21 protein-coding genes are annotated in these 20,378 nt (G+C 46.7%); 5 read left to right on the top strand and 16 right to left on the bottom strand.

Going from position 1 to position 20,378, the window contains the following annotated elements:
• Positions 1-91: 91 nt before the first annotated feature.
• The 4 genes from AC787_RS21485 to yyaC form a co-directional block, all read right to left on the bottom strand.
• A complete protein-coding gene (locus AC787_RS21485; RefSeq protein ID WP_054026654.1) occupies positions 92-1,279 on the bottom strand; it encodes a class I SAM-dependent methyltransferase in 1,188 nt (395 codons plus the stop codon).
• A gap of 71 nt (positions 1,280-1,350) precedes the next feature.
• Positions 1,351-1,995 (bottom strand): DUF6483 family protein, encoded by a 645-nt coding sequence (locus AC787_RS21480; protein WP_054026653.1) that lies wholly within the window; start codon positions 1,993-1,995, stop codon positions 1,351-1,353.
• A 21-nt stretch (positions 1,996-2,016) separates the two neighbouring features.
• Positions 2,017-2,880, bottom strand: a complete 864-nt coding sequence (locus AC787_RS21475) for an alpha/beta fold hydrolase (protein ID WP_063847555.1) — start codon at positions 2,878-2,880, stop codon at positions 2,017-2,019.
• A gap of 15 nt (positions 2,881-2,895) precedes the next feature.
• Complete coding sequence (yyaC, locus tag AC787_RS21470; protein ID WP_414730991.1) at positions 2,896-3,462, bottom strand: spore protease YyaC; 567 nt, start codon at positions 3,460-3,462, stop codon at positions 2,896-2,898.
• Positions 3,463-3,621: 159 nt separating this feature from the next.
• Here yyaC and AC787_RS21465 point away from each other — a divergent pair, with 159 nt between their 5' ends.
• Positions 3,622-3,849, top strand: coding sequence for a DUF1128 domain-containing protein (locus AC787_RS21465; protein WP_054026650.1), 228 nt, complete (start codon positions 3,622-3,624; stop codon positions 3,847-3,849).
• A gap of 210 nt (positions 3,850-4,059) precedes the next feature.
• On the opposite strand, the gene AC787_RS21460 is transcribed toward AC787_RS21465, so the two are convergent.
• The 4 genes from AC787_RS21460 to AC787_RS21445 all read right to left on the bottom strand — a co-directional run bounded on the left by AC787_RS21460 (position 4,060) and on the right by AC787_RS21445 (position 8,560).
• A complete protein-coding gene (locus AC787_RS21460) occupies positions 4,060-4,512 on the bottom strand; it encodes a hypothetical protein (protein ID WP_054026649.1) in 453 nt (150 codons plus the stop codon).
• 222 nt (positions 4,513-4,734) lie between these two features.
• On the bottom strand, positions 4,735-6,324 hold the full coding sequence (locus tag AC787_RS21455; RefSeq protein ID WP_200930724.1) for a UDP-glucose--hexose-1-phosphate uridylyltransferase: 1,590 nt from the start codon (positions 6,322-6,324) through the stop codon (positions 4,735-4,737).
• 33 nt (positions 6,325-6,357) lie between these two features.
• Positions 6,358-7,344, bottom strand: a complete 987-nt coding sequence (gene galE, locus AC787_RS21450; RefSeq protein WP_054026647.1) for a UDP-glucose 4-epimerase GalE — start codon at positions 7,342-7,344, stop codon at positions 6,358-6,360.
• A 43-nt stretch (positions 7,345-7,387) separates the two neighbouring features.
• The gene (locus tag AC787_RS21445; RefSeq protein WP_054026646.1) at positions 7,388-8,560 is read right to left on the bottom strand and encodes a galactokinase; all 1,173 of its coding nucleotides are present in this window, start codon (positions 8,558-8,560) and stop codon (positions 7,388-7,390) included.
• Between the two features lie 203 nt (positions 8,561-8,763).
• On the opposite strand from AC787_RS21445, the gene AC787_RS21440 reads away from it, so the two are divergent.
• Entirely contained in the window at positions 8,764-9,627 is an 864-nt protein-coding gene (locus AC787_RS21440; protein ID WP_054026645.1) for an AraC family transcriptional regulator, read from the top strand.
• Between the two features lie 94 nt (positions 9,628-9,721).
• A complete protein-coding gene (locus tag AC787_RS21435; protein ID WP_054026644.1) occupies positions 9,722-10,951 on the top strand; it encodes an NAD(P)/FAD-dependent oxidoreductase in 1,230 nt (409 codons plus the stop codon).
• A gap of 166 nt (positions 10,952-11,117) precedes the next feature.
• On the opposite strand, the gene AC787_RS21430 is transcribed toward AC787_RS21435, so the two are convergent.
• Positions 11,118-11,672, bottom strand: a complete 555-nt coding sequence (locus AC787_RS21430; protein WP_054026643.1) for a general stress protein — start codon at positions 11,670-11,672, stop codon at positions 11,118-11,120.
• A 194-nt stretch (positions 11,673-11,866) separates the two neighbouring features.
• Here AC787_RS21430 and AC787_RS21425 point away from each other — a divergent pair, with 194 nt between their 5' ends.
• A complete protein-coding gene (locus tag AC787_RS21425) occupies positions 11,867-13,063 on the top strand; it encodes a magnesium transporter CorA family protein (protein WP_054026642.1) in 1,197 nt (398 codons plus the stop codon).
• A 104-nt stretch (positions 13,064-13,167) separates the two neighbouring features.
• Here AC787_RS21425 and AC787_RS21420 read toward each other — a convergent pair whose 3' ends face one another.
• On the bottom strand, positions 13,168-14,136 hold the full coding sequence (locus tag AC787_RS21420; RefSeq protein WP_054026641.1) for a Gfo/Idh/MocA family protein: 969 nt from the start codon (positions 14,134-14,136) through the stop codon (positions 13,168-13,170).
• Positions 14,137-14,286: 150 nt separating this feature from the next.
• On the opposite strand from AC787_RS21420, the gene AC787_RS21415 reads away from it, so the two are divergent.
• On the top strand, positions 14,287-15,102 hold the full coding sequence (locus AC787_RS21415) for a lipase family protein (RefSeq protein ID WP_054026640.1): 816 nt from the start codon (positions 14,287-14,289) through the stop codon (positions 15,100-15,102).
• A gap of 96 nt (positions 15,103-15,198) precedes the next feature.
• Here AC787_RS21415 and trhA read toward each other — a convergent pair whose 3' ends face one another.
• The 6 genes from trhA to AC787_RS21385 all read right to left on the bottom strand — a co-directional run bounded on the left by trhA (position 15,199) and on the right by AC787_RS21385 (position 20,332).
• Positions 15,199-15,846, bottom strand: a complete 648-nt coding sequence (gene trhA, locus AC787_RS21410; protein WP_054026639.1) for a PAQR family membrane homeostasis protein TrhA — start codon at positions 15,844-15,846, stop codon at positions 15,199-15,201.
• 81 nt (positions 15,847-15,927) lie between these two features.
• Positions 15,928-16,623, bottom strand: coding sequence for a lipase family protein (locus tag AC787_RS21405; protein WP_054026638.1), 696 nt, complete (start codon positions 16,621-16,623; stop codon positions 15,928-15,930).
• A 267-nt stretch (positions 16,624-16,890) separates the two neighbouring features.
• Positions 16,891-17,094: a hypothetical protein gene (locus AC787_RS21400; RefSeq protein WP_179089865.1), complete on the bottom strand. Its 204-nt coding sequence runs from the start codon at positions 17,092-17,094 to the stop codon at positions 16,891-16,893.
• Between the two features lie 32 nt (positions 17,095-17,126).
• Entirely contained in the window at positions 17,127-18,044 is a 918-nt protein-coding gene (locus tag AC787_RS21395) for a TRM11 family SAM-dependent methyltransferase (RefSeq protein WP_054026636.1), read from the bottom strand.
• 27 nt (positions 18,045-18,071) lie between these two features.
• On the bottom strand, positions 18,072-18,401 hold the full coding sequence (locus tag AC787_RS21390; protein ID WP_063847554.1) for a lipopolysaccharide assembly LapA domain-containing protein: 330 nt from the start codon (positions 18,399-18,401) through the stop codon (positions 18,072-18,074).
• Between the two features lie 122 nt (positions 18,402-18,523).
• Positions 18,524-20,332, bottom strand: coding sequence for an FTR1 family protein (locus AC787_RS21385; RefSeq protein WP_054026635.1), 1,809 nt, complete (start codon positions 20,330-20,332; stop codon positions 18,524-18,526).
• Positions 20,333-20,378: the final 46 nt, after the last annotated feature.

The following is a 20,378-nucleotide window of genomic DNA, read 5'->3' as shown; positions in this document are numbered from 1 at the left end:
AGCCATCTTCTTCCATTGTAGCAAATGTTAATACTATCGACAATTGCTTAACCTAAAAAATTCAAAGTATAGCATTCGTCAATAAGTAAACTTATTTGGAGACGTGATTAGGCCATCTTTCGGCAAGCATATGCTCTAGCGATGGTGAAATATTTAGAAACTGACGAAATTGCTCATATTGTTCCCATTTTTTCATAGAAAGCCCGTGCTGCTCTAAACGAACCGCGCGAATGAGCAGATTTTTTGGCGTATGCTCTGGATCTACAAATTCAAGCATTTGAACCTTATACCCTAATACCTCGAGCAAAGTTCCTCTTGCGGCATCCGTTGCGAGTGCGGAGAAACGCTCCTTCAGCAGGCCTTGAGAGAGAAGCGGAGATAAGACATCATTGCTTACCTGCTTGAACAGCTCATGCTGGCAGCAAGGTACTGACATAATAACTGAAGCTCCCCAATTAACAGCCTTGGCAAGCGCGGCATCCGTGGCGGTATCGCATGCATGCAGAGTAACAACCATATCTGCAGCTTGAAGCTCTTCATATTCTGCAATGTCGCCTACAAGAAATTTAAGCTTGTCATAACCCAGCTTCTCGGCGAGCTCCGAACAGAACGCGATCACATCAGCCTTCAAGTCAAGTCCTATAATATTTATATTCCGCTTCTGCTCCACTGCAAGCAAATGGTAAAGCGCAAACGTCAAATAAGATTTGCCGCAGCCAAAATCAACGATCGTAATTTCCCTGTCCGTGGGTAAATAAGCAAGCACATCCGTAACCATCTCAAGAAAACGATTGATTTGCCTGTATTTATCTTGTTTTTTCGCGTGGACAAGCCCCTCTGGCGTCATGATGCCAAGCTCGACAAGAAAAGGAGCCGCTTGATTCTCAGCCAATATACGCTGTTTCTGCCTATTATGCTGCAAGCTCGCCTTGTTCAAATCACCTGTCGGCGGTTTCTTAAGAATAGCTGCCTTCCCCTTTTTGCTAAAGAGCAGCTGGACATCAGCCTCGCTTGTTTTCACAAGTGCCTGGCGGTAGTTTTCCTGCAGCAGATCGATGATTCGCTCAGCCGCTTGCGGCCCGGCAACATTGTCATGGGTAACCTTATTCGCAAAATGATATTCAAACTGATAAAACAAGCCGTTTTTCAGCTCAATTGGACGGATTATCGTTTTAGGTGCCACCGTTCCGTCCTTCCGCCTTGGCTGGCTAAGCGTAGCCTGCAGCAGCTCTTTATCGCTGATCCATTTCGTTATTTCTTGCTGCCATTGTTCCGTCATGCTGTCCATTCACTCCTAAACCATTTTTGGAGCCAAGCACACTTTAAGTGTGCTTATGCTGTATCTACTGCTCACGACTTCGCAAGGTCTTCCATTCCCTGCTTAATTTCCTCGCGCGGCAAGCCTCCTGCTTCAAGTCGCTCATCTGATTGCAGCAGTATCCGTCTATAGGCTGCTTCTGCTTCCACCAATGTCAAAGCGTTATCTTCAAGCAGCTCATGCATCATATTTTCAACAGAATCATACTGCCCTTCTGCTTCATGCCATTCCATTAACAAACGCTTCGTAGCAAGCGGCAACTCATATGGCTGCAGTCGCTCCAGCAGCTCTTTAATTTGTACGCGAGGCTCGGCAATCGTTGGCGCAGCATCAACAAGCGACAATCGTAAAAACAGATGCAGCGATTTCACATATGCGAAGAAGCTCTCGTCCTCGCGGCCCAAGTCGGCATTCAATTCAGCTTCTTGCTTCATCAGGATAGCAATGGCTTGCAAATGATCTGTTTCCAAAATCCCGTTCGTCGTCATCATCTTCAATAAGTCCTCATCCGATAAGGAACGAATAAGCTTGCTGCTTAGCCGAAACTTTGTATCCAGAAGTTCATCGATGAAGAGCAAAGCATCCTCGTGCTTGCGCTCTCGCCTCAAATTCATAATTTGACCAACTGCTTCTGTCATTTGCTCAATCATTCGCATGAAATAATCGCGCTGAAACATCCGGTTCCCCCTCCCGCCAATCTACTGCTGCTTATTCTTCACGAAGCCTAGAATAGCCTTGATCAATTGCTTCGGCTCTTCAATCATTCCCATGTGACCCGCACTGCCGAGCTCAACCTTCACGGTTAACCCGTTTGAAGCTGCAAAAACACTCTCAACTGGGATAACCTTATCGGACACTCCTGCAACAAGGAGTACGGGCAGCTCTGATTGCTCAATAACGAACGTCCGGTTTGGACGAGCCTTCATTCCTTTTGCCGTGCCGATTGCGCCTTGCAATGACGTGCCGTACCCAATTTTCTTCCCTTTCTCAACCTCGGCAGACAAAGCCTCTACGTTGTCTTGGGCAAACAGCTTAGGAATGAGTCCATCAACGAACGACTTCACTCCGTTTTGTTCCAGAGCAGCAACCGCTTTATCACGATTTTCTTTAGCAGTGTCACCATCATCTAGCGCCGTCGAATGGATGAGGCCAAAACCAGAAAGCTTCTTGGCATATTTTTCAGCAAATGCAAGTGTGATGTAGCCCCCTAAGGAGTGCCCGAGCAATACAGCATTGTGAATTTGCAGCCTAATAAGCAACTCAGCAATATCCTCGGCATACATCTCCATCGTATAAACTTCTTCGCTTGGTGCGGAGCTTCTTCCATGCCCGCGTGCGTCTGGTGCAATGATCCGCACAGATTGCTCCAGCTCATCCACGATATGCTCCCAATAAGCGGAGCTTCCGCAATAACCATGTAGCAAGACGACCACCTCAGAAATACCGTCCGCAGCACCTCCGTCATCCGGATGGGAATCATAATAAGCGAGCTCCAATCCGTTATTCAAAAAAAGCTTGCGCTGTGCAATCGAGTACACGTTTCCGTTATCTTCTTTTGTCATTTGCTTCATGCTCCTTTAAACCGATGGAATTTGTATAGCTTGATTTACATCTAAGAACTTATCCGAATGCTTGCCCCAAGCAGAATCGATTGCGCATGCAACCTCGTTTGCCATGCGCATCACTTGGTAAAGCGAAGTCGTTTGCAGCATCCAATATGCTTTAGGGCCATTTGCATTGACTACGCCTGCAATACTATATTGCCCGATTGCTGGAAGTCTGCGGCCAATTGCTTTTCCTGGCTCAAGCGGTCCTTCATTCAGAATAAAGCGGCCGATGGAGCTTGGCTTGCCAAGACATGCATCAATGGCAATGACAATCGCATCTTCATGCAGCGACTGTGCAGCTTGCAAAACGGCATGCGCATCACAAGGGTTGTCCAGCGTTCCGATTACATTCGGCCAGCCGCGTTCCTTAAGCATCGTTCCCACTAATGGGCCAAGGGAGTCTCCAGTGGAACGATCGCTGCCAATACATACAAATACAATACCGCTGCGCTTCATATACTTATTTGCAATGGTTCTAAAAAAGGGTTCCAATTCATTATTCGCTAGCTGTTCCGTCGTATTGCACCTGCCCTGTATTCGATTGCCAATCGTATCTGAGTTTAATTGTATCCAATTTTAAGACACTGTTCAATTTGTGGTCTTTCACGTTTGAAACATGTTACAATTGCAGCAATGCAAATCGTTCGAACATTTCCGAGACCGCTTTCGGCTCGCAAAAAATTTAGGAGGCACTCCATGACTAATTTAAACTTACAAACGCAAGAAAATGTGGCGTTTATGATTGAAGTTATCAAAACAAAGCTGAAGATGGCTTCCGCTGCTGCCATGCAAGCTTCTAACTTCGACCTCAATAAATATGAGGATATAAAAGACCTGTATGAAGTCGTCGCATCGAAGGAGAAATTCAGCATCAGTGAGGTAGAAGCGCTCGTTTCCGAGCTTGGCAAACTTCGTATGCAATAATGTTTTTACAAACATAATATTCCAGTATCAGACATTTATTTTCATTTTTCTACAAAAGAAGAACCGAGCCAGGCAACTTCGCCGAGCTCGGTTCTTCTTTTGTTTAAATATAAGAAAGGATATCATTTGCTCCTACTTATCTTATATTTCTCCATCAAAGCTGCTTCAGCATCCAAAGGACGCTGAAGGTGTTTTTGCTTGCTACAGCATTTATTCCAGCTCTTCCACTTCAAGATCCGCAGCTTCTATAGACAGCTTAATCGATACTGCCTTATGCTCGCCTTTTAGGAAATGTGCGATTCTCTCCAGCTTATCCGCAAGCTCAGGGCCGCTCAGTGTCGTATTTAAATGGTAATCGAAGCTGTCCGACGGAAGCTTACGCTCCGCGAAAGCTGCCTGTCCAGACCATCCGCGCTCTCCGCCAGCATTCGTTCTCGTTGTGAGCTGCTCTTGTACGGGATAGAACTTATCTGATTTATTAACAACTCTCTCATAAATACGAAGTTTCTTCAGCAGCATGTAATATTGCGCAGAATGCTTGAAGTTCCAAGCCTCCCGAATGTCTTTAAGCGTATAATCCATCTTCCAACGCTTTAGTTTTTCTACTTGTTCATCTGTGCTGAGCTGCAAAAAATCGTCCAACGGCAGCATTTTTTCGGACATCCTGACCCCTCCGATAAATAGTTTATAGAGAAATAAAAATATAATTCAAAAAGGTTTGTTTATTCTATAAAAAATACCATAAATTTTGTCACTTTACAAATTAATATAATTTCACAATACATGTTTATAAATCATTATATCAATGGCTCCATAATTACGCTTGATAGCAAAAAACCTCCATTCAATCGCTAGTGACCAGCGTGGATGGAGGTTCTATTATATTTATGTTCTTTGAAGCCCAATGAACGTTAAGAAACGTTCAAATCCTGCTGCGCCGTCAGCTGTGCGCTTGTATACTCCCGCATCCTTCAGCACCTCTAAAAACTTGCTGCCCGTTTCAGCTTCAACGATTTTTTTCGCTTGTTCAGCGATATTTGATGTGCCAAAGCGATCAATTAGAGACAGCAGCCACTCCGCATGCTTATGAAGGGGATGTGAGTCCGCATGAAGTTCTTCTGGTACAGCAACTGATGCACCTGACAAATAAGCCGCAATTAGCTCCAGTTCATCCTTCAAGCGTCCTGGCAGTACCGCAAGTCCCATCACTTCGATCAAGCCGATATTTTCTTTCTTCACATGATGCAAATGCTGATGCGGATGGAAAATACCGTCCGGATGCTCGTCGCTGGTACGGTTGTTGCGAAGCACCAGATCGATCTCATACTCGCTGTTATCCCGCAGCCTGGCAATAGGAGTAATCGTGTTATGTGGTGTATTCGTGCCATCAGCCTGCTCGGTAAAAGCTAGCACATCTACAGCTGCATCGCTATAATTACGCCATTCATCAAGTATACGGCAGGCAGCACGATGAACATCCGCTTTGGACGTGCCATTGACCCGAACGACTGACATCGGCCAGTTCACGATGCCAAAGCGTAAGCCTGGAAGCTTAGGATCAGCAAACAGCGTCTCTGTTGAAGCAGCTTCCATCGGAAACACATGGCGGCCACCTTGGAAATGATCATGACTTAGAATCGAGCCGCCAACAATCGGCAAATCAGCGTTGGAACCGATGAAATAATGCGGAAAGAGCTCTACGAAGTCAAGCAGCCTCGCGAATGACGAATGAGATATAACCATTGGCTCATGTACGCCTTTGAAAATAATACTGTGCTCATTGTAATATACGTATGGAGAATATTGTAGATACCATTTCTCCTCTTGCAGTGTGAGAGGCAAGACACGCAGGTTTTGACGAGCTGGATGATCAGGACGACCAGCGTAACCAACATTTTGGGCGCACAGCAAGCACTTTGGATACTTTGCCTGCGGCATCGTTTTGAGCAGCGCGATCTCCTTCGGGTCTTTCTCAGGCTTTGAGAGATTTATCGTAATCTCAAGGTTTCCGAATTCAGTCTCGTGCAGCCAATATAGATTTTTGCGAATGCGGTCCATCCGAATGTAATTCGAATCGATGCTCAGGTTGTAGAAGGCATCCGTTGCCTCTTTTAGCCCCTTCTCCTTCGCCAAACGCTGGAATGCGGCGCTGGCTTCAGAAGGACGCGGCAGCAAGAAGCCCATAATACGAGCATCAAGCAAATCGCGGTATGTTGTCGTATTGTCTGGAATTAGTCCGATTGCGTAACCATAATCAAGTAACGGCTCTAGAAGCGGCACTGCGCTTTCAAGTTTTTCCTCTGCAACTTGACCTTCAAACGGTTCAGTAAAGTGAAAGAGATCTAGCAGTTCGTTTCTCGCTGCATGCGTATCAAGCTGATCATTCAGCAGATTGCGCTGCAATCCAAATTGCAGCAAGCGTTCTATAAGAATCAGCGCATCGTTTGCTGATGTTACTTGTTGTTTGTTTACCACGTGATGCAGCTCCTTTCCGTTAGGCGGTCAATCTTAGTCGTTGTATCCATTTGGATTCACTTCATGCCAGCTCCAAGCGCTTTTAATAATGTCCTCAAGCTTGTCTCGCTTCGGATTCCAGCCTAGCTCTTTGCGAGCACGATCAGAGGAAGCTACGAGAACAGCAGGGTCACCCGCGCGACGAGCTTCGAACACAGCTGGGATTTCTTTGCCTGTTACTGTGCGCGCGATATCAATAACTTGTTTTACAGAAAAGCCTGTTCCGTTGCCAAGATTATATACTGAGCTTTCTGCACCGCTGCGAAGACGATCTACTGCAAGCACATGCGCATCGGCAAGGTCGCTTACATGAATGTAGTCACGGATGCAAGTACCATCTGGCGTCTCATAATCTTCTCCGAATACGGAGATATGAGGACGCTGACCAAGCGCTGCTTGGAGCACGATAGGAATCAGATGTGTTTCCGGGCTATGATCCTCGCCGATTTTGCCGCTCTCATGAGCACCCGCCGCATTGAAGTAACGAAGCGATACAAACTTGATGTTATGAGCTACGTCGAACCATTTCATCATTTTTTCCATTGCAAGCTTGGTTTCGCCATAAGCATTCGTTGGAAGCGTGCGATCGTACTCGTCGATTGGCACATTCTCCGGCTCGCCGTAAGTCGCAGCTGTCGAAGAGAACACGATTTTACGAACATTATATTCATTCATTTTCTCAAGCAAGCACAGCGTGCCAAACACGTTATTGTGATAATATTTGCCTGGGTCCTTCATGCTTTCACCAACAAGTGAATTCGCTGCAAAGTGGATAACTGCATCAATTTCGTTTTCCTTAAAGACAGTATCCATAAAAGCTGCATCGCGAAGATCACCCTCATACAGCTTGCCTCCAAGCAAAGCCTCGCGGTGTCCCTGCTGCAAATTGTCGACGATAACGATTTCCTCGCCGCGTTCCTGTAATGCCGCTACGGCATGAGAGCCAATGTAACCAGCCCCTCCAGTTACTAATACTGCCATGATTCATTTCCCCTCTCCATTTGGTTGTCGCTGTTATTGCTATTTATACAAGGCGCTCTACGCCGTTTCCGATCGTGCACACATAGAAGTCAGCTGTTAAGCCTGTTGCTTCATTGTATTTGCGGCCTACCTCTGCTTGGAACGCCTCCACGCTGTCCTCGTGAACAAGTGAAACCGTACATCCGCCGAAGCCTGCGCCTGTCATACGCGAACCTAGCACGCCTGGCACAAGGCGAGCAGCTGCAACCATCGCATCCAGCTCAGCACCCGTTACTTCATAAAGATCGCGCAGCGAATCATGTGAGCCGTTCATCAATTGACCGAATTGCACAAGGTCGTTTGCTTTTAGCGCCTTGATCGATTGCAGTACACGGTCGATTTCCTCGACGACATGTTGTGCGCGCTTGCGAACCGTTTCATCCTTGATTAGATGTTTTGCAGCGTTAAATTGCTCAAGGTTGATTTGTCCTAGCAGAGTAAGCTCAGGGAATGCATCTTTCAAGTCCTCTACTGCTTGCTCGCATTGTGCGCGGCGTTCGTTATAAGCAGAATCAACAAGACCACGGCGCTTGTTCGTATTCCCAATAACCAGCTTATAGCTGCCAGAATCAAACGGAATAAGATCATACTCAAGCGTATCGCACATCAACAGAATGGCATGATCCTTTTTGCCATTTGCTACAGCGAATTGGTCCATGATGCCGCACTGAACACCATTAAACTCATTTTCTGACTTTTGCGAGAGCAAGGCGATCTTCACTTTATCAATTGGCAGCCCTTCGAGCGTTTGAAGCGCGAAAGCCGTTACGACCTCAATGGATGCAGAGGAGGAAAGTCCAGCACCATTTGGAATTTCGCCGTGATACAGCAAGTCGTAACCGCTGGAAAATTTCACGCCCGCTTGCAGAAGCTCATGTACAATTCCCTTAGGATAGTTCATCCAGTCGTCAGCCTCGTCGTAAACGATCGTGTCGAGAGAGAAGCTTTTTGAAGCTGGGAAGTTTGTCGTCGCAAGACCAAGCTGATTATCAGGACGTTTGCGGATCAGAAGAGTTGTTCCGAAAGTAAGTGCAGCCGGAAACACATAGCCGCCGTTATAGTCTGTATGCTCACCGATCAGGTTTACGCGGCCTGGAGCATGAAATACAGCGATGTCGCTCGCGTCTCCGCCGTATTGTTGTATGAACTGCTGTGTTAGCGCTTCAATGTTTGCCATTTGCTATCACGTTCCTTTTTATCGATTTTGTATGTTTAGTTAACAACCTTAGTATAAGGGAAGCAGCTGTAAAACAAAATGGCGGCAAGTGCTTTTTATATGGATTAATGTGACTTCTCGCACTGACATAGGACATGCTATGATAGTGTAAACACTACAATTGTTCCTATTCGCATTCAAATATAAAGCAGGTGTAAAGTAAAATGAAGCAGGATATGTATACAGTAGCCTCCAATCCGATTATCGTAGATGGCAAGAAATCGCCTCTTAATGTGCTGTTTGCTGGCGAGAGCCAGACGAAGCCGCTCCACCGACTTGGGCCCAAGGTTTACGACTTCTATTTGATGCACATCGTACTGGAGGGAAAAGGCCTCTTTATTTGTGATGAGGTCAAGCATGAGCTTCGTGCAGGACATACCTTCTTGATTGAACCGGAACAATTAATCAGTTATGAATCTGATGGGGACTTGCCATGGCGGTACCTGTGGGTCGCATTTAATGGAACGCTATCCGCCGATCTCGTTACAACAGCAGGCTTTTCATCAGAGCAGCAGGTAGTGTTCACTCCAGATAAGCGGCGAGCCGTTGCTTTATTTCGGCAAATATACGATACCTTTCGGCGGGGCGGCATTGCATCAGATATGAGGGCCGCTGGCTATTTGCATCTGCTGCTTGCCGAGTACAAGAGCGTGCTTAACACCCAGAACGGCAGCGAAATTCGGACCCCTCAAGCGGAAGGCGATCACCTGCTTCAACAAGTCATCCATTACTTATCAACGCAGTATGCCCATCCTGTCTCCATTGAGCAAATGGCTGAATCGCTTGGTTACAATAGAGCGTACTTATCCCGTTTGTTCAAGCAGCGAATTGGCGTCTCTCCTGTCACTTTCCTGCTTAAGCTCCGTATCGACAATGCGCGCCGCATGCTCCGTGAACGACCAGAACTCACCATCGAACAAGTTGCCGCCTCGGTCGGACTACAGGATGCTCTATACTTCTCTAAACAATTCCGCCGACTTCATGGCCAATCTCCTACAGCATACCGCATAGCGATGCGGAATTTATGAGACTGAAGCAGCAGGAAAATAGTTGCATTTCCTTCCTATTACATCGCTTCATATTCGTAAATTCGGGTAATACTATCGTAGGGAGTGATGATCTATGAAGGAGCTGCACACCGGTAACTTATATTGGCCGGTTACATTAAACAATCCCAAGGTATATGCACCCTTGCGGCAAAATAAACAAACACAAGTAGCTGTCATAGGCGGCGGAATGTCCGGGACCATATGTTCTTCCATATTCATTAAAAGCGGCCTTTCCACCATTATGCTTGAACGAGGGCAGGTATCTGGTGGAAGCACGTCAGCAAATACAGGACTGCTGCAATTTTGCAATGACATTATGCTCTGCGATCTAATCGACCAAGTGGGGGAGCGTGATGCACAACTCTTCTATAGAGCTTGCAGAGATGCAGTTCAAATGCTCGAAAAAACAGCTGACTCCCTTTCTGTCGATGTAGGTTTAATTAGAAGAAGCAGCCTTTATTATGCTTCATCGGAGCAGGAGCTGCCTAAACTCAAAAGAGAATATGAGGCGTTGAAGGCGTGTGGACTTGAAGTCGAATTTTGGTCTCCGGACGATATCGCTAAACATTTTCCGTTCCGGAAACCAGGCGCAATCGTTGCACATGGCGATGCAGAGGTAAATCCATATCAGTTCGTTAACGGTGTAGCAAATGATGCCGCAGAAGCCGGACTCGAGATTTATGAACAATCCGATGTTGTGGCACATGATACGCTGCCAAACGGTATCCATCGATTACGTACGGCTGATGGTTATGAAATCGAAGCAGAGCATGTCGTTTATGCTGTTGGATATGAGCCTGAGGAGCTCCGCGGCAAGCTGATCAAGGCGGAGCTGAATCGCTCCTACGCGCTCGTCACTGAAGTTCAGCCAAGTCTCCAAAGCTGGCACGGACGTTTTCTTGTGTGGGAAACCGCACGCCCCTATTTGTATATGCGCACGACTATTGATGGGCGCGTCGTTGTAGGCGGCTTGGATGAACATATTGAGAAGCCGACTCATAGCGATAAAGAACTTAGGAAACACAGCGAAAAGCTGCACAATCAGCTAAAGGCATTATTCCCTGAGCTGCAAGCGCCCATCGCCTTCGAATGGTGCGCCACCTTCGGCGAATCGCGAGATGGCTTGCCCTTTATAGGTGCTGATCCTGCTTGGAAAAATGTTTATTATTGCTTAGGTTACGGTGGCAACGGTACCGTATACAGCATGCTTGCAGCCCATTTGCTGCGTAATCTGATTGTTGGTGATGAGCATCCATTAACTGAGATCGTGAAGTTGGATCGCAAATCCCTAGCAAATGTATAATCATCAGCATAAATGATATATCGTATTAAAAATCAAATGCCGATGCCGTCCGTCGGACGGCTTATATACATACTAGATATAAATAAGAAGTCTCACCTATCAGCAAAAATAGTTTCTGCGCGCTAAATGAGACTTTCTTATTTCAGCCCCTCATTATAAGAGGAGGCTATTTACCTGCAATAATGCTAGAGGCATTGCACTCGCGAAAAACAGCTTCTGCCGCTCCAAGCCTTGACAAATCCGGACCGCCATCCTTATCAAACAACGATTTGCTTTCAAGAGTTTCAACCATAACGATTAATGAACCGCTTCGCAACGCCTCGCTGCACAGTCGTACCTCTTCATTTTCAAGACCAAGCGACTGCAGCGTTTCACTGTGCTCATCATCGCCAAGCAGCATTGCAGCTACAAAAGGAAAACCTCCGGCAGTATAGGGCGCAGCCCCGTAACCAGTCATGCCATAAACAGCATTAACGCCAGCTCCAGCAAATCCAGCAGCTGCCGCCATGCCAAGGCTTCCTAAACCTTGACGGTCCGGCATGCCTTCCAGCTCTCTGAGCTCGTCCACATGGACATCGCTTTCCGCTTCTACGCGGCGTGAATGCTCAGAATCTTTCGCCAGTACTTTGAGCTCGCCTTGAACGAAGCCTGCTTGCTCCAACTGTTCTATAGCTGTTATAACTTGCTGCTCCGTATCGAATACACCTATTTTTTTGGCCATTGCCTTACCCTCCTTAATGTTACAAACTTATCTTGGTATGCCCTTTTTGTGGCGGATTAAGTCGTATTATGCTGAAAGATGGCATGAAATAACATAGGAATTGTCTTTACAAATGATCAGGTTGTGCATCATTGAAGTTCGCGGTATGATGGAGGAATAGATATTGGAAAATCGGACAAGCAGGAGGCAAAGCGATGATTCATCGGATGCTTCGCTATCCCGCAGGATGGGAATGGCATGTACTGCAGCAAGCAAGGCAGCAAACCGTAAGGAATGAGCCCTTGCCAAGCAGGAAAGGTGCACAAAGGCAGACCGTTTCTTCGAGCGAAGGACAAAAGACCATTAAAGCCATTACCAAACAGGAGCAGGAAGCGGTTTTACAGCAAAGAGATGAGCTCAAGCAGCTATTTCCGGAATGTGCTTTTTGGATTGATGAATGCGCTGACAGAAGGACAAATAATATATCGGTAGGCGATGCGACTCATTCGCAGAAGCTGCTATATGGCACGTTTATGTTCCAAGTTTCAGACGACCAAGCAGATATTCAACCCTTTCACTTCTGGCTGACGGACAATCGACTGCTGACGATGCATGAAGATATGCGCATCCCACTCCGGCTGCAATCCGTAGAACATACATCAAAGTTCGAAAGCTGCGAATCAGCTCCTGAAGCGTTATTTATTATGCTCAGCATTATTTTAGAAACATTCCACGCTGGACTTGACGGATTCGAGAAGAGGCTCGGTGAACTAGAAACGACGATGCGCAATGAGAATCGGACCGGTCTTATCGACACTATTTTTGAAAGACGATATGATTTGCTCCATTGGAGTCATCTCTTCATTCCAATTAGAGAAGTGCACAGTGCTGCTCAAGAAGCATTCATGGATAAGCTCACCGAGACTGACAGCTTTAAACGCATCTCGCATAAGCTGGAGAGAATCGAAGCGCTTCTGAAGCATTACGCACTGGAAATAGACACCCTAATCTCGATGGACGACGCCATATCTAACTTTCGCGGCAACGATATTATGAAGACGCTCACGATATTCACCGTCTTGTTCCTGCCTGCTACAATTATAGGCGGTATATGGGGAGTCAACTTCGAGATCCTTCCCTTCAAAGAAAATAAATGGAGTTTCACGGCGATGCTGACGTTTATTTTCGTCATTACTATTTTCATGTATTTATGGCTTTGGAAGAAGGGCTGGACCGGCGATTTACTAAATGGACGTAGTCCGAAGGAGATCGTCACTACCGATTCTGTGATCAAGACGAAGCGCTCCAAGCGTTCCAAGAGCAGCCGTTCAAAGCAAGCATCAGTGAATACTTCCGCTTCTGCTGAACCCCATCAAGCACAGACGCGTTCCCAAAGAAAACGAAGCCAATAATTGAAGACAGCTGTAAATTTCTATTTAAATAAAGCTTATCATAAGAAAACCGTCCGCGAAGATCAATGATCTTCGTGGACGGTTTTCTTTTTTACCCTCGTTTTCTAAAGCTTCACTGGCAATCCAGTACGAGCAGATTCATTGGCAGCAATAGTTACTTGATGTGTTCGTACTGCATCCGCATAACTTGAACGAATTCGGGAAACATCACCTGTTCGGACCGCATGCAGAAAAGCTTCATTTTCCAGCACATAAGGGTCGGTTCGGTTAGAGTACTCCGTCCTGCGGCCAGCTTCCATGTCAATCAACCCGCTATGTCCAAGCTCCAACACGCCTTTGTTCGTATAAATATGTAGACCCGAACGATCGCCAGCTGGAATGGCGCATGTATTGCTAATCGTAGCGACGGCACCACTGGCCAGCTTCAAGGTAACCGTGCCTACATCAGGAACCGTCACACCCTCTTCAGCTCCGCTCATATATCGATTACCGTAAGCTGCGTAAACCTCGCTTACTTCACCAACCGTATACCTTAGCAAGTCAACGATATGCGTCGTCTGCTCAACGAATTGACCGCCTGATCCTTCCAACTTGCGCCACCAGCTTACCCCCGGCATCGAGCCCATCCAATAACCAAGCGCCATTAACGTCGTGCGTTCACGCAGGAGCTCCCTTGCGCGGTCAGTTCCGGCCATGTAACGGAAGTGATAGCCAGCCGATGTGATCAGCTTCTTCTCCTCGATCCCTTTCAAAATCTCAGACGGCAGCTGCTCGTCCACTCCGAGTGGCTTCTCTACAAGAAAAGGAATGCTCCTTTCAAGCAATGCCTTCTCGATCTCACCATGTGCAAATGGCGGTACACAAATATACACCGCATCGAGCTTGCGGTCATCGAGCATTTTATGTATCGAATCATAACCGCGTGCACCTTCAAACCGCTGTGCTGCCGCATCCGCTTTTTGCTGGCTAGTAGCTAAGAAAGCAGCTACCTTGATGCCAGCAAGCTTGGCTAACTTCTCAGCGTGCATCATGCCAAACCATCCTGTACCTGCAATACCTATTTGAAGAGTCATTTATGAATCCCCTTTCATAATGGCTTTATTCCCCGATTATACTTGCAGGAGCCATGAGAAGTCCATTTTTTTCCGCTGGTACCCATCCGCCCCGCTGATCATATATTACAAACATCGGTAGAACCGGAGTTGTTTGAGCGGAGGGATGTTATGACAGCAAATGCGAGAAGCACGTTAACCACGCAGGATCTCGATCTTCGAACTGCTTTGTTCTTGGCTGCAGTTTGCGGTCAAACGTACATGCAATACAATAACAAGGACGGACTGTTTCTTGTACCAAGAACATACAGCTTAGTAAGTGAATTTAAAGCAAAAGCTTATGATGACAGCGATGAGCGATTCGGCTTTGTTTTAACATCGGAACTTGCGTCCGTGCTTGCTTTTCGTGGCAGCGGCTCTGCTGTTGATTGGGTATCCGATCTTATAGCTCAGCAAACAGCTTATCGACCTGTCAAAAATGTCGGTCTCACTCATAAGGGGTTTACCGACATCTATATGTCCGCTCGTACTCAAATTATTGAAATTGTAAACCAGCTTCCTCCCGATAAACCGCTGTTTATTACTGGCCATAGCCTTGGCGGTGCACTTGCAACGCTTGCTGCAATCGATTTGGCGAACAATACCGTTTTTACTGCTCCGATTGTATATACGTATGGAGCACCCAGAGTTGGTGATCCCAAGTTTGTCAGCGTCTATAACGCAACGGTTGGTACACACTGGCGATTTCAAAATGAATTTGATATCGTCCCCCATCTTCCTCCACTCGTTTATCAATCGCCAAAGACCAAACAAACCTACTACTATATGCACGTAAAGGGAGAGGTTAAGCGTTCGTTCCGCCTGGGCTCTGTTTCTGGCAATCATATTTTATCGAGCTATTTCGCTGACCTTGTCCAAGAAGACCCAGAATTTGCATTATCCATTTGTGCGGAACCGCCAGGCTGGTGTCCAGTAATCGAGGTCTAAATCTCATGTCTCTCAAACAAAAAAAGCAAATCTCATCTCCCGCACAGCTTGCATCATGCGAGTAAGATTTGCTTCTCTATGTCCAAAATAAAATTGTTATTTCGCCGGAAGAACATACAGCAATATGGCGAAGAAATGGACGATTGAACCGCCAAGTACAAACAGATGCCACACTGCATGATGGTAAGGAAAAGCGCGCCACATATAGAATACCGTGCCGAACGTATACAGTAATCCTCCTGTCACGAGCAGCTGCACCCCGCCTGGAGCTAGATGTGTTGTGAGCGGCTTCCATGCCAGCACGATTATCCATCCCATTGCGATGTATATGATCGTTGATGTGAATAGAAATTTTGATGCAAAAAAAGCTTTGAACGCTACGCCGACTAAGGCCGCTCCCCAAACGACGCCAAACAACACCCATCCAAGCGTACCTTGCACAATATGGAACAGAATCGGAGTATAAGTACCTGCTATAAAGACATAAATAAACGAATGATCCAGTGACTCAAATACCCGCTTCGCTTTTCCCTCTGGAAAGCTGTGAACGAGCGTGGAAGCCGCGTATAGCAGCAACATGGCTGATCCATATATAGTAAAGCTGACAACATGAAAGGCTGTTCCTTTCGTTGCCGCGAATACAATCAACACGACAAGCGCCGCAATGCTGAGTACAGCCCCAATCCCATGTGTGATGGCATTCGCAATCTCTTCCTTCTTTGTATACGTATGAGTGTTCGCCATGGGTCCTTCACCTCCTAAGTCGTAAGCCCCTCGCCCTAAAAAATGACAAGCTATTGCTTACTCTAACCTTAGTGTATAGGATCAGACCCACCCTTTCAACCAACCCCGCACGCGATCCACTGTTTTGTCGAGATTGCAAACAGCCTCTTGGTCGCTAAAGTCCTCCGTATGGCGGAAATAATCCGCATGCCCGCCCACAGTAGGTATCCCTTCAACATAACCAGGAGCATACTTCATGCGATTCCACTTTGGCATCGCGTATTTGCTTATGTTCCATCCACCCCATGTCCCGATTCGGCTAATCGGATCATTGAGCTTGCCTAAGCTGTCAATGGAATGAAAATAACTTACTTTCTCCTGCAGTTTTGGTTCGATCGGAGTTCTTGGTGATCCGACTTGTACGATTCGAAAATCCTCGACTTTATCTTGTTCATAAAGCATTTTTGCCGCTTGATAAGCAGCTGCACCGCCTCCGCTATGTCCAATTAGCAGTAAACGCTCGCTGCTCATCGTCTGCTTAATTTTCTCAAGCGCATGTTGCCCACCGATCCGACCAGCCGTTAAACGGTTGGACAAATCACTCTTCACCTCAAGCACTTGTCTAACCAAGCTGCGACTGGCATCGCCATATGGAAATATGACGTGGATGACTGGTTCGACACCGTCGGATTGAAACATTTGTTCCAGCTTAACTTTACATTCCGTAAAAATGCTATTGGATGTTGCGACACCGGCAAGCAAATAGATACTCATTCGTGATGGTTTGGTCGCCGTCATAACGAATCCCTCCGTAATTAACTTAAACGTCATTCATTATCATGTATTAATATTTTTTCTAAATCATCGTTGTATATTCATTATGCGGGATAGTCGATTGATTCATTCTCGCCTATTGCTGTTATTTCCGTCCATTTTAGACATCAACCTTCGAGCTCGCTTCTCCGCTTCTTATATCATTATATAAGAAAAACGCCTAGCTGTTACCAGCTGGCGTTCCTCATTGTTGCTATTTCTGCATTCAAAAAATAAAGTTGAAGCCCAAAGCTACACACCCATTTTTTTACGCTGATTGTTGACTTTCTTCGTGTTCTGGCTCTTCAGTGCCTGCGTCCCCGTAGAAAGATGCGATTGGCCCGGAGCTCCTCCAGCTTTCGCTTGTTTCTTCTGAGCGAGCAATTGCTTCGCTTTCTCCGCTTGAGTCAGCTTCTTAGGCTCCTCTTGGGATTCGTTTTGTTCGATTGTAGACATAGGTTCACCTCGTTTCATGCGCTACATAGTTCTTATTCTACTACACTTATATATCTGGTAAAAGAGGCTTTGCTCAGGGTTGTGCTTTTTATGATCCTCCAAGATGCCAGCTCTAATTGCCTCATGATTGGATCAGTCGTGACAATAACCGCTCGCGTCGCCCACCTTCTTACACTCTCAAGCATAACAAGCTGCTCGCGTTCTGGCAAGACAGAGCATAAATTGTAAGGCATATCCACAATTGCAACATCGTAATGATCCTCGAGAAGGCGCATATCACCTAGTCTTACCCGGTCTGGATAACCAAAATGAGCAAGATTCACGCGCGCGCCCCTCACAGCAAGCGGGTTGATGTCCATGCCTTCGATGTCTAAGCCCATCGACATGCCTTCAATAAGAACGGTTCCCATCCCGCAACATGGATCAATAAGCTTAAGCTGTTCTGCCGCTTGCCCAGCAGCAAGATTCACGATCGCCCGTGCTGCTCTCGTAGGCAGTGCAGTCGAATAATTTTGCGGCTTATTCTGATGTTTAAGCCATATAGCGCCGTTCTCCTCCATCGGTCCAAAGTACCAGCGTCCGTTCAGCTTCATTAAGCCAAACCATTGCTCCGCTTTGCGCATATCCGCTTTGCCGTGAATGACCGCGCCGGCAGCTCGCTCGAGTTGTCTTTGCTCATCGAAGGTGAAGGACTCATCGCCTTGTGTATAAACAACCTTGAACGTATTCCCGCCTAATTCAATTGACGGTAACATAACAATCAATTCTTCCATACTGTTAGCTTCGAGCATGACTGCTATACGCCGTTTCACGAAAGGACTGCGATCAACCGATAGCCTATACGTGCTGCTGACAACTCCTTGTTTCGGCTTCTCGCCTAATAAGGTTTGTAGCTCAAGCTCACATAAAGCTGCTTCATCCTCATGGCATGCATACGTATAAATAAACATTAATGGCCTCACGATCTGTTAAATAAATTATTCCTTTTGTGGAACTTCCGCCTCTTCCTTCGGCTCCGTGCGGATCGTTGCCTTGGATAAACCAAGGAGCTCCGCCTCGGTTGAGAGTTCAGCAAGCTGCTTCTCTAAAGATCTGACTGTCCGCTGCAAGCGTATCTGACGAATCATGCCCAGCAGCCCTACAGTTAAGCCTCCAAGCAATGTCGATCCCAATATGACAAGAATGAGCGGTAGGGTTGCCTTCGTAAATAAAAAGTTCACTTGTACCGAATCGATATTGATCACAGCAAATATTGCAATAAGAAGCGCGAATATTAATGCGGAAATCAGCATTCCCGGTCCTTTCATACCGATTCCTCCCTTTTCCAAAAATCATACCACAAACGCAATCGATTCGCCTATTGGCGATCGGTGAATAAGCATTAATCAAAAAAAAGGCGGGCGTCCTAAGGACACCCGCTATTGCATCGTTATTTGGCTTCTGCTGATTTTCCAGTTGAAGTCGTTTTTCGCAGCTGCGTTAAAATTACCTTTACAATAATAAATGCTAATACGGCTAACTGAGGCAGTGTAGTTTCCCAAGTCGGATAAACACCTAACGCCCCAATGGTCGGCATTCCTGATGCTGTATGTGACGGCACCCACCCTGATACCTGTAAGGAATGAATGCTCTCGCCAAGAAAACGAACAACAAGATAATAGATTAAAGCTGATGCGACAAGGAAAAATGGCCGCACTGGCAGCTTCGTGCTGAATTTAATAATCGCGAATCCGAGCGCAATCAATAGGATGAAGGTTACCCCGAATCCAAGCGCCAGTTGAAGCGGATCGATAGAAGGCGCCATCCCGACATAAAAAATCGTCGTCTCCGCACCTTCGCGAAAGATCGCGAGTCCCGAAACAGCAAACAGCGACCATAAGCTGCCTCGTGCGAGCGCGCTGCCCATTTGCTTATCAATGTATTGATTCCAATTGTTCACATTGGACTTGTTGTGCAGCCAATTGCCAACTGTAATCATAAGAACAACGGAAAGCAAGCCAGCAATCCCTTCAATCGACTCACGCGCACTTCCAGCTGCGACCTGAGCAATGGCATAGGTTAGCACAACAGCCATAATGCCGCTTAGCAATAAACCCACCCATACGCCAGACCATACCCACTTGCGCTTATCTTGATTGCCGGTACGCTGCAAGTATGCAAGTAAAGCAGATAATACAAGGATTGCTTCAAGCCCCTCGCGAAGCAAGATCATCCCCGCATCCCATGCGGTATAACGAGTGTCCTGCATCATCGGTTCCAGCTGTCCAAGCATTTCGGCAATGAGCTTCTCTGCCTTATCTGCCGCTGGAGGATCGGAGAGCAAATACCCGCCTGCCTCAGCCATTCCAATCTCCATACTGCTATATATAGCAGCCGATCGCAGGGCAACAACGCCTTCAATAGCAGGCCACTGCACGATAAAAGCTTCCATCTGTCCGGCCGCTTCTGGATAATGACCCTGCTGAACGTCATTTAATGCCTGATTAAGAATATCGACAGCATCCGCTACCGTTAAACCAGACTCCTTCGCCAATGCTGCTACTTTTCCGTCGCGATATTGTTCAATAAGCTGAATGAGAGCTTGAGCCTCCGTCTCTGCTTGCTCAGCTCGTGGAGGATCAGCTTGAACAGCGATGCGCAGCATGCTCATTTTCGTTTCCAAGCCGCTGTATACGTTGAAATTATCCGCTCGAACTGCCGGCTCGATTTTAAGCCAGCTCTTATTCATCTCACGGTATTCGCCATACGCCTTTTCCCAGTCGCCAGCTTGGATGCTTACAAGCAGCTTCTCTACTAAAGGAAGAATGCTGACTGCTGCATCTTGACCTGATAGCTCAGAAGGTGCATCTTGAACGCTCTTCACGTACTTATTGAGTGCCTTCGCTAGTGTAGATAATGTAGCTTTGGCAGCGTCAGAATCGTTTTCCGGTGCAGTTAACGCTTTTACAGCTCCCGCAATTGCAGAGTCCACTGCTGCCGATTCCTTCGTTGCCGCAGGTTTAAGCTGCTTCCACTTAGCCGACGCATCATCAATATGAGCCGCCGCTTCCTTCCACTTTCCTTGGCCTGCTTCAACAAGAGCACCGCCAACGAGTGGAAGCAAACGATCCAGCTCAGCGGCTTGATCACCCTCAGCAAATGTATATATTCCGCTGTTGCCTAACATTATGATCAACAGTACAAAAACAGAAACGAAACGAATAACCCGTTGTTTCAATCTGCCGCGTTGTGCGAACATAGACGTCCGCCCCTTTCATCATCAAGAGCTATTTTCTTCCCAGCCC

The sequence above is a fragment of the Bacillus sp. FJAT-28004 genome (genome assembly GCF_001280845.1).
GTDB lineage: Bacteria > Bacillota > Bacilli > Paenibacillales > Paenibacillaceae > Pristimantibacillus.
This window is presented reverse-complemented; position numbering and strand designations above follow the sequence as displayed.